We start from the raw sequence: 9,988 nt of genomic DNA, 5'->3' as shown, positions 1-9,988 counted from the left end.
CATTCACCTGGATCACCTTGGTGTCCACGACGATGCCGGACAGGTCCACCTTGACACTGGCCTGAGCACCCACCAGTACGGCGCGGGCGTCTTTCGGCGAGAGGGTTTCCAGCGGCTGACCGCCACCGGCTGCCAGGGCATCGAGGAAAACCTGGGTATTGCGTTCCACGCCGGGGCTGCCGGCAGCAACGGCAGCGTTAAGGGACAGGGTGAATATGGCCATAGGAAAGGTATGCCAGATGTTCATCTTATGCGCTCCGTAGTTGTGCGATGTGTCAATGAAGGTGGAGGCGGACGGCTAAACAAGTAAAGTTAGAGTTACATCAATATTGCCCCGGGTAGCATTGGAATAGGGGCAAACGATGTGCGCGCGCTCTATCAGGTTCTGGGCACTCTCGCGATTCATACCCGGCAAGCTGATGCGTAACTCGACTTCGATACCAAAGCCATTGGGTATTGCGCCGATACCCACTACACCTTCAATTGACGTGTCCGCTGGCATGTTCAGCTTGTCCCGGTTGGCAACAAACTTCATGGCGCCAATGAAGCAGGCTGAATATCCTGCTGCGAATAATTGTTCCGGGTTAGTGCCGTGGCCGCCAGCACCTCCGAGTTCCTTTGGGGTGGTCAGGGCGACGTCAAGCACTCCGTCGGAGGATATTGCACGGCCGTCGCGTCCGCCGGTAGCTTCTGCATAGGCACGATAGGCGATGGTTTCAATAAGCATAGATGGACTCCCTTTATATATTAATGTCAGGTGTCGCTTTAGATGGGTGCTAAGGTGTTAGCGGTGTTGTGACCAAGGACTGTCATTGCTCAGTTGTCTGAATAAAAAAGGTTGTGCGCATTGTGATTCTTGGATGGCAGTAAGGTGATGTAGGTTTGTTGTAGGTAGCGCTGCATATCATTGGTCAAAGCTCGATTGAGCTGATTTCACTGTTCTCATGGCAACCTTCTCTGGGTTAGATGACACCACGACATGGGAGGCGCCTTGACATGTGGGTGCGTTCGATTTCGTGCCTTCAGCTGTGCTTGCAAGCTCATACGAAGAGTTTTGCGGATCTAAGGCCGTCTGGCTTGGATGATTTTGCGAATTTGGTACTAGGCTGTGGCTTTTTTGAGGCTGGCAGATTGAGGCAACTTAGCTTGCTAAGTGTGCTCCGGTTTCGTCAGTATCACCTCTCTGATCGAAGTAGTGGGCCGTACGCCAATACTTCATCGTTGAGGTTTTCAGTCATAAGGTTATGAGGTTGTTATGAGTGGCTATTTTTTTTGAGCTAGAGTCTGGTTTGGATGCTTGCGCTGCTAATGTCGGCTGTTGAATTGTGTGTGCTAAAACTAATGTTACTCCAGAAAAAAATAATTAAAGCTGCGCTGGCAATTTTTTTGAGCGAGTTTAATGTGTTTTTTATTGTTCGGTGCTTTGAGGTTCTTCTGGGTGGGGTGAGAGGTGTTAACGCCAGGGTTTGAACAATGATGAAGGTCAAGGTTAGCTGCGCCAAGTTTGAGATTTGATAGTTGTCAGGTGAGTCGATAAATTGTGTTAGTAATGATGAAAAAAATAGAAGCGTTCTTGTGTTGCGTATCTCTGAGGTAAAGGATCTTGTCCAGAGGGTTGTGAACTGACCATAGGCGATAGTCTGTTTGTTATTTTTATGGGTGCTGGTTTTTGCTGTGATTTCCCTTATGCTGAACCATGTCAGGTATGAGGCGCCGGTTATTTTTAATATTGTGAGGGTGTTAGGATATGTCGATATAATGGAATGAATTATTAAAATGGCGGTGCTTGCAAGTGTGGTGATTGCGGCTAAGCTTCCTGTGTGTATCAATATTTCCAAGCTTGGGCTGCATGTGATTGATCTTTTTGTTAAGAATACTGTGGGCGATTTGATTGGTCTGATTTGGGTTGCGGCAATGATTATTAAGAGCAAGTAATCTGTTAGTGGCATGGCAAAATATTGAAGGTTTCATATCTGTACGCACACGTACACTACGTGCTAAGTGGTCTGGTGGGTAGGGCCATTTAAGGCGTTTAGCTGTGGGCCATTAGGGGGTGCTCATTGGGTCTGATTCTTCCGATGCCATTGGATGCTCTGGATTCAACAAACAAGCGCGTGCAGGCCACTCGATGCGTGATTGCAATTCTGAATGAGCTACGGCGCTGCCAGTCCTCTGCGAATGCTTCAGCAGAGCGATGAAGGATCATGCGCGGTACTTCGCCAAGGGATCTTGAATCGTGATAGCTAGGTGACTACCTAGTTCTGCAGGGAGGGGCTCTGATAGATCGAACAAGTCACCGGGAGCATGGGTGTTGATTTCAGGCCTGCAGCCTATTCTGATGGCAATCATCTACGCTGCTTTAATTTAGGAGTAAATAATGTACTTGCGCCGTTATGTGTTGCTGATCGGGTTGTCGATTTGCTCTCATGCCTCTATTGCGGCTAAGGTTTCGGATCTCCCTATGCGGCTAGTGCTCGGTTATTTGCCTCCTATTAACTGTGAAGACACGGTGGAAGGTGCTCGTTGCGTAAATAATAAGGTTGCTGAAATGCTTCAGTACCTTTCTGGGATCAATATAAAGGTGCATCTGGTTCCCTATGCTAGGGCGGTGCGGGTTTTGGAGGGTGGTCAAGCTGACATCGGGCTGATGTTGGAGAATGATAATATGCCAAGCAGCGTGGTGCCTGTCGCCAAAGTGTATGAGATAGTGTTATCGGTTTATACTCGGGAAAATAGTGATCATTTAACCCATGATCAGCTCAGGGTTGGTGTATTGCGTGGCCAAGGTGATAACATCATCGGGCACTTAGCGGGGGCGCGTCATGTTGAAGTGTCTGATTATCGGCAGGGCGTAGAGATGTTGGCTTTGGGACGGTTGGATGCCGTGCTGGGGCCGGATGAGACTTTAATGTTTTTATTTGGCCAGTATCAAATGAATCATATGCTCAATCCACAGCCTTTGGTGCAATTCAATCAAGAGGTTTGGTTGTACTGCCGTCGCGACTCGTGCGACGCTCAGCAGCTGCGACAGCTACAAAAGGCGATTGATAATATTCAACCTGAGATGCCAGGCATAATACAGGTGGCGCCGGCGGCATATTATGAATGAATAGGTAGCGCAGGTGATTGGTGCTGTCGATGATTTATCTATGTAGCCGTTAGTGAGTTTGTTGTGATTAACGGTGTGCGTTGTGTGTGGTATGAGAAAGTGAATATTGCTTGTTGATTGAGTATTTCCCTTTCTGCTGGGTGGTCCGTTAGGTAGGACCATTTAAAGCGTTTTGGTGTGGGTTTTTATGGGAAAAGGCAAGAAGTCATCTGGTCTGGATCTTCCGATGCCATTGGAGGCTCTAGGCTTAACGAAGCAGGAGCGCGCATACCGCTCGATACGAGATGCAATTCTGAATGGGCTCCTGCAATCAGGTGATCGCCTACCTTCTTCGCGTGTTCTAGCCGAACGATGGAAAATCGCGCGCGGTACTGTGGAAAGCGTTTTTGATAGGTTGCAACTTGAGGGCTACCTGGTTCGCAGGATCGGCTCCGGGAGCCGCGTTAGCGCACTTATGCCGAACAGCTACTTGAATCTCAGTGACGGTGATGTGGACGAAAGTAGCTCGGTTGAAGACTTGAAGGTATCTCCGGTACAGGAACAAGATTATCGGGCAAGGATAGGTATTCCTTTTGTTGCTCGGTTGGCGAATCCGATGCTCATTAGACCTGCTGAGTGGGCTACGCAACTACATCGTGCGATGTCTGCAATACGGCCAGAGCAAATGTGTAACATAGAGTCGCAAGGTGCATTTGATCTGCGTAATCAGATCGCTATATACCTTCGAAAACATCGTGGAATTGATTGTTGCGCTGAACATATACTTATAACCAATGGTATTCGTCATAGTATTGATTTGGTTTCTCGCTGTGTGATCAATGTAAATGATTCTGTGTGTGTGGAAGATCCGGGCTACCCCGCAGTACATCGAATTTTTGAGAAGGCTGGTGCTAATATCGTATATGCTCCTATTGATGCTGAAGGTATTAATCTGCGGGGCGTAACCATTCCAGTCAACTGTCGGCTTGCGTATGTAACGCCCGCTCATCAGTCTCCCCTTGGTGTAATAATGTCAGCTACGCGTCGTTTGGAGTTGCTTGATTGGGCGCGGCGTCAGGATGCATGGATTATTGAGGATGACTATGATAGTGAGTTTAACTATCAAAGTGCTCCGCTACCTGCGCTGAAATCTATTGATACTATAGGGCGCGTAATCTATTGCGGAAGCTTTAATCAGGCATTGTTCTCAAACTTGCGAATAGGCTATGTGATCGCTCCGCCAGATCTACATAAAAATATACTAAGTCTATGGCGCACGATAGGGCGTAGCGTGGGCGTTTCGGAGCAGCTTGGTCTTGCTGAGTTTATGCGTGGGCCTGCTTTTCTGAGGCACATTCGTCGTGCTCGCAAAGAATATCAAGCTCTACGTGATGTGGTTATCAAAACATTGTCGATAGAGGCGGCTGGATTTTACCGAATATCCGGTGAGCACGCTGGATTTCACTTTGTGCTCTGGCCATCACCTGGTATTAATCTGGAGGGCTTGATGAAATCAGCCTCCGAGCTAGGACTGCTTCTTCAGCCTCTTGAAAGATCCTGTCGGAATATTGTTTTGCCACCAGCGTTCATTTTGGGATATGCGGCATTGACTCAAGTGCAGGCTAATAATGCTGCTCATCAACTCGCCAAAGCGCTGGTTTCTAACGGTTAGCTTTGTTTTTAAGGATTTAAAAATATGAGCAGACTGCCTGGATTTATACTTCTGTAAAAGTTCTCCATCTTGTAAGTGTTTCTGAAATTACTCTTCGCTTGGGCCACTAAAGTCGTTTGTATAGTGTTCTACTGAACCCGGACACCCATTTAGGGCGAGAATACTCGCCATAGAGAGAGGTGTATGATGGACAAAAACCGTCGTACGTTCACGCCCGAGTTCAAACGGGAGGCAGCCAGTCTGGTGCTCGACCAGGGCTTTAGCCATATCGAAGCAGCCCGTTCGCTCGGTTGGGTTGAATCAGCCCTGCGCCGGTGGGTTAGCCAGCTCCAGGAGGAGCGAAACGGTATTACCCCGGCGAGCAAAGCGCTGACGCCCGAGCAGCAAAAGATCCAGGAGCTGGAAGCCAGGATCAATCGGCTGGAACGGGAAAAATCGATCCTAAAAAAGCCTCCGCGCTCTTGATGGGCGAGGAGCACGAGCGTTCGCGTTGATTGATCAATTTCGCGCTGAAGAGCCGGTTGATCTGTTGTGCTCGGTATTTGAAGTCCCCCGTTCCTGCTACTACGCGCACTGCCGTAAGCGCCGATCTCCGGACGTTAAGCGGCTGCTTCTGCGCAGTCGAGTGAACGAGCTATTTACCCAAAGCCGCAGCGCTGCGGGTAGCCGAAGCATCATGTTCATGATGCGCGAAGACGGGATCGAAATTGGACGATTCAAGATACGCAAGCTGATGAGCGAGATGAAATTGATCAGTAAGCAGCCCGGCTCGCATGCCTACAAAAAGGCAGCGGGGGAGAGACCAGATATCCCGAACGCGCTGGATCGGGCGTTCACCGTGTCGGCGCCGAATGAGGTCTGGTGCGGCGGCATCACGTATGTCTGGGTTCAAGGTCGTTGGCACTATGTGGTGGCGGTGATCGATATGTTTGCTCGCCGCGTAGTGGGTTGGGCATTTTCATCAAAGCCTGATGCCGAGCAGGTGATCAAGGCGTTGGACGTGGCCTACGAGCAGCGCGGCCGCCCCCAGAATGTGTTGTTCCACAGTGATCAGAGTAGCCAGTACGGTAGCAGAAGCTTCCGCCAGCGACTGTGGCGCTATCGGTTCAAGCAGAGCATGAGCCGCTGCGGAAACTGCCACGCCAATGCGCCAATGGAACGGTTGTTTCGCAGCTTGAAAACGGAATGGCTACCGAGTGTGGGTTACATGAGCGCTGCGCTCGCACAGCAAGATATCGGACGGTTTCTAATGCAACGGTACAACTGGCAACGGCCACATCAGTTCAATGGCGGGCTCCCGCCTGCCGTGGCGGAAGAAAAACTTAACGCAGTGTCCGGGATTAGTTGACCACTGCAGTTGGATGTCATTGCCCGGTTCCCGATGGTTCGGTGAAGATCAGCAATTTTTCAGACATCGAAAGCGATCTTCTCCAGCAGGCCTAACGCTTCGACACCTTTTCGACACCCCAAAGAAAAACCCCTGAAATTCTCTAGGAAAATCAGGGGTTTATGCTTGCTTCAATTGGTGGAGCCGGGGGGATTTGAACCCCCGTCCGCCAGTTCTCCACTGTCGGTACTACATGCTTAGCCGTGTCTATTGAGTTAACCCTCAGCCGCCCGACGGGCAGGGTGCATTGGGCGAGTTGTGTAAGTTTTAGCCACTTCGTCCACAACGTACTACGCGGCGATCCTGTTCTGCATGACAATCACTTCAGGTTTACAGGCATCCCCTAGTGATCGCTGGAGCCGAAGCTACCAGAAGGACTAGTCGCGCCGCTTACGCAGCGAGAGCGTAGCCCTCGTAGTTTTCGTCATTGGCAACTATAGAAAGTTGCAACAGTTGATTTACGACTTCTGTTACCAAGTCGGCATGCACCTCGAGCTTCGCTACCGGCGTCGAATCCTAATCGGCCCCAAAACTTTTCGGTTACAGATGAGACGTCGAGTGTACGGCAAAGGTTCCTCAGCGTCGACTGCGGATTCCGTCGCGGGAAGCTATGATGGCGCCTCGCATCTGCCCGCGTCCTCTGCAAAGGAGCTGTAATGCCGAGTTCTAGCCGCTACCCTCTACGTCAGTGGATCTGGCGAGCGTTCGTGCAAAGCGCGCTGATCCCGCTGATTCTGGTGGAGTCGGTGCTGATCGCGGTGTATCTGCTGAGCAATCAGGCGATTCGTGACGCGCAGATCGAGCATCTGCAGGAAACGGCCGTGAAAGATCTGGCCAGTGCCGCGTTGCGCGAAGCGCAGATCATCGACGGACGGCTGCGCTCTATCGAGTCGCTGGTGCAGGTGTACCGCGACGGCGCTCACAAAGCGTTGCTCGATACCCGTTTCCAGGCCGATGAGCTTGAGCGCCAACGCCACGCGGTCACTGACAGTGGCGTGTTCTATACCCGCAGCGATGACGGGCGCGCAGCATCCTTCTATGCCAACAGCACGCCACTTGCCCAGCAGGATCACGCCAAGGTCATGCGTCTGTCGCAACTCGATCCGCTGATGCGTTCGATTAAGCATGCCAGTCCACTGGTAGCGGCGCTGTATTTCAATACCTGGGACAGCTACAACCGCATCTATCCCTGGTTCGATACGCCGGCGCAGTATCCCCACGACATGGTGATACCCGATTACAACTTCTATTACCTCGCCGACGCCAAGCACAACCCCGAGCGCAAGGTGATGTGGACCGAGGTTTACCTCGATCCGGCGGGCCTGGGCTGGATGATGTCGGCCATCGCCCCGGTGTATCGCGATGATTTCCTCGAGGGTGTGGTCGGTCTGGACGTGACCGTCAGCCAGGTACTGGGCGAGATTGCCGAACTCAGCGTGCCCTGGCGGGGCTACGCGATGCTGGTCAGCCATGACCACAACATCATGGCGCTGCCGAAGGCCGGGGAGTTGGATTTCGGCCTGCGGGAGTTGACCCAATACTCCTACGAGGAGGCTGTGCGCCGTGAGGTACTCAAGCCCGAGGACTTCAACCTGGCCAAGCGTGAGGGCATGGAGCCATTGCTGCAGGCGATGAACGCGGGCAATGGCAACGTGCAGGAGGTGCTGCTCGGCGGCCGCAAGCAACTGGTGGCCTGGAGCGAAATACCGCAAACCGGCTGGCGCTTGCTGCTGGTGGTGGACGAGGAGCAGATTTTCCAGGAAACCAACCAGTTGGCCGAGCGTTACATGCAGATCGGCTACCTGCTGATCGCCGGTCTGGCAGCGTTCTATCTGCTGTTTTTCGCCCTGATGTGGCTACGTTCGCGCAAGCTGAGCAAGCAGCTGGCCGAGCCCATCGATGGCATCGTCGACATGGCGACCAGCCTGGGGCAGGGCAAATATTTGCCAGCAGTGCCGGACAGTCATATCGCCGAGGTCAGTCGCCTGGCCGATGCCGTGCAGCAGGCCGGCAAGCAGCTCAAGGCCAGCGAGCATGAGCGGCAGGAGGCGCAAAGCATTCTGCAACTGGTGCTGGAGAGTACAACTGAAAGCCTCTGGCAGATCGACACTACTGATCTGACCATCGATCTCAGCGAGCGCTTCGTTCGGCGATTTGGCCTGGGTGCGAATCACTTGACGCTGAGCGAGTTCAATCAGCGCGTACACCCTGACGATCTGGAACGTCTGCGTCACCTGCGCAAGCTATTCGCTGACAGTGGCGAGGAGTACTTCGACGCCGAGTACCGCTATCTCGATTGTCGCGGCGATTACCTCTGGCTGCTCAGCCGTGGCAAGGTCCTGGCACGTGACGCGAGCGGCTGGCCGCTGCGCATTGCCGGCACGCATGTCGACATCACTCGGCTCAAGCAGGTGCAGGAAGAACTGCGCCACGCCAGCCTTGAGGCGCACGCGGCCAGCCAGGCCAAGAGTCGCTTTCTGTCGAGCATGAGCCACGAACTACGCACACCGCTCAACGCCATCCATGGTTTCGCCCAGTTGATCGAGATGGAAGCGCAGGACAAGCAGGACGCCAGGCTGGAGACCGATTACGCGCGCGAAATCGTCACCGCCAGTCGCCATCTCACGTCATTGGTCGACGACATTCTCGACTTGTCGAGTATCGAGAGTCGGCGCCAGCAGTTGCAATTCCAGGCTATCGAAATCGGCACGCTGCTCAGCGGTTGTGCGGAGCTGGTACAGCCCGAAGCGCAGCAGAAACAACTGCAACTGCAGGTGATGGAGGCGGCCAACCCGCCCTTGTTCGTGCAGGGCGACCCGCGCCGGGTAAGGCAGATTCTGCTCAACCTGCTGTCCAATGCGATCAAGTACAACAGCCCGCGCGGCATGATCCGCATGGGCTACGAGGTGCGTGCCGACTGTGTGCGCTTGTGGGTGGACGACACTGGGCCGGGTCTTTCCAGCGAGCAGCAGGCGCAGTTGTTCAAGCCGTTTCAGCGTCTGGGCCGGGAGAGCTCGAATATTCCCGGCACCGGCATCGGGTTGGTACTTTGCCGCGAGCTGGCCACGCTGATGGAAGGCGAAATTGGTGTGCGTAGCGAGCCCGGTGTCGGTAGTCGTTTCTGGCTCGACATACCCAGTGCAGCCAGCCCCGATGTGTTGGGTGACGAGGCTGCCGAGGTGCCGGCGCAGGCTGTGCAAAATCTGGTGCACGTGCTGTGCGTGGAGGACCACCCAGCCTGCATGAAGATTCTCCAGGCATCGTTGCGTGAGTTTGCCGAAGTCAGGGGTGTGAGTTCCTGTCAGCGGGCGCTGGCCGAGTTGCAGGGTAGCGAGCCGGCACTGGTGCTGCTGGATATCGACCTGCCTGACGGCAATGGGCTGGATGTTCTCGACGCCATGCGCGCTGAGCCGCGTTTGCGTGATGTGCCGGTGATGGTGATCAGCGCGGTGGCCGACGCACGTTTGTTCGAGGATGCCAAGGCGCGCGGCGCTTCGGCCTGCCTGAGCAAGCCGGTGGATCTGCAGGAAGTGCGTCAGGTCGCGCTGGGCTTGCTGTATAGCGGTTATTGAGCGAGCCCAGCGTGATTCATTCGCTGGCGGCCAGCAGGTCGAGGGCCTCGCCCAGCACCTTGACCGACTCGGCATGATCCCCGGCCTTGTGCAGAGCTTCGCCTTCGGCGCGCAGCTCCTGCACCTTGGCCAGTACCTCGGGGTCGGCAGGCGGATCGCTTTGCAGCAATGCATCGATCTTGGCCATGTCCTGCGGGCAGTGCATGGCCCACAGTGGCAGGCTGATCAGGGCAGCGGCGAGAAACATGAGTGTGCGGCGCATGATGACT

The 9,988-nt window shown here is 53.7% G+C and carries 8 protein-coding genes, 1 other RNA gene and 1 pseudogene; 5 read left to right on the top strand and 5 right to left on the bottom strand.

The genetic code is table 11. The features are described from left to right. From INS93_RS16155 to INS93_RS25120, 3 genes and pseudogenes are all read right to left on the bottom strand, one after another. Window positions 1-247, bottom strand: a pseudogene (locus INS93_RS16155) (alpha/beta hydrolase); the annotation flags it as partial. A 51-nt stretch (window positions 248-298) separates the two neighbouring features. Further along, on the bottom strand, window positions 299-727 hold the full coding sequence (locus INS93_RS16150) for an organic hydroperoxide resistance protein (protein ID WP_226945555.1): 429 nt from the start codon (window positions 725-727) through the stop codon (window positions 299-301). 550 nt (window positions 728-1,277) lie between these two features. Next, on the bottom strand, window positions 1,278-1,829 hold the full coding sequence (locus INS93_RS25120; RefSeq protein ID WP_420707315.1) for a LysE family transporter: 552 nt from the start codon (window positions 1,827-1,829) through the stop codon (window positions 1,278-1,280). On the opposite strand from INS93_RS25120, the gene INS93_RS24695 reads away from it, so the two are divergent. From INS93_RS24695 to INS93_RS16130, 4 genes are all read left to right on the top strand, one after another. Beyond that, the gene (locus tag INS93_RS24695) at window positions 1,777-1,935 is read left to right on the top strand and encodes a hypothetical protein (RefSeq protein WP_226945567.1); all 159 of its coding nucleotides are present in this window, start codon (window positions 1,777-1,779) and stop codon (window positions 1,933-1,935) included. The two genes, INS93_RS25120 and INS93_RS24695, sit on opposite strands and share 53 nt — an antisense overlap. Window positions 1,936-2,377: 442 nt before the next feature. Beyond that, complete coding sequence (locus INS93_RS16140) at window positions 2,378-3,109, top strand: substrate-binding periplasmic protein (protein ID WP_192983806.1); 732 nt, start codon at window positions 2,378-2,380, stop codon at window positions 3,107-3,109. A 187-nt stretch (window positions 3,110-3,296) separates the two neighbouring features. Next, window positions 3,297-4,760 carry a PLP-dependent aminotransferase family protein gene (locus tag INS93_RS16135; protein WP_192983803.1) on the top strand — a complete coding sequence of 488 codons (1,464 nt, stop codon included), beginning with the start codon at window positions 3,297-3,299 and terminating at the stop codon, window positions 4,758-4,760. Between the two features lie 186 nt (window positions 4,761-4,946). Then, window positions 4,947-6,108, top strand: a protein-coding gene (locus tag INS93_RS16130) for an IS3 family transposase (RefSeq protein ID WP_192983829.1) whose coding sequence is annotated in 2 segments (ribosomal slippage) — window positions 4,947-5,212 and window positions 5,211-6,108 — 1,164 coding nt in all. Because the reading frame shifts where the segments join, the coding sequence is not laid out codon by codon here. A gap of 175 nt (window positions 6,109-6,283) precedes the next feature. Here INS93_RS16130 and ssrA read toward each other — a convergent pair. Continuing rightward, window positions 6,284-6,675: a transfer-messenger RNA gene (gene ssrA, locus INS93_RS16125) on the bottom strand. Between the two features lie 128 nt (window positions 6,676-6,803). On the opposite strand from ssrA, the gene INS93_RS16120 reads away from it, so the two are divergent. Next, entirely contained in the window at window positions 6,804-9,719 is a 2,916-nt protein-coding gene (locus INS93_RS16120; RefSeq protein WP_192983800.1) for an ATP-binding protein, read from the top strand. A gap of 16 nt (window positions 9,720-9,735) precedes the next feature. Here the strand turns inward: INS93_RS16120 and INS93_RS16115 are convergent, their stop codons facing one another. Next, window positions 9,736-9,981, bottom strand: coding sequence for a hypothetical protein (locus INS93_RS16115; protein ID WP_160020751.1), 246 nt, complete (start codon window positions 9,979-9,981; stop codon window positions 9,736-9,738). Window positions 9,982-9,988: the final 7 nt, after the last annotated feature.

Source organism: Pseudomonas sp. EggHat1, from assembly GCF_014892995.1.
In the GTDB taxonomy this organism is placed as follows: Bacteria; Pseudomonadota; Gammaproteobacteria; order Pseudomonadales; family Pseudomonadaceae; genus Aquipseudomonas; species Aquipseudomonas chaetocerotis.
The sequence above is the reverse complement of the archived record's forward strand: the minus strand, read 5'-3'. Positions and strand labels throughout refer to the sequence as shown.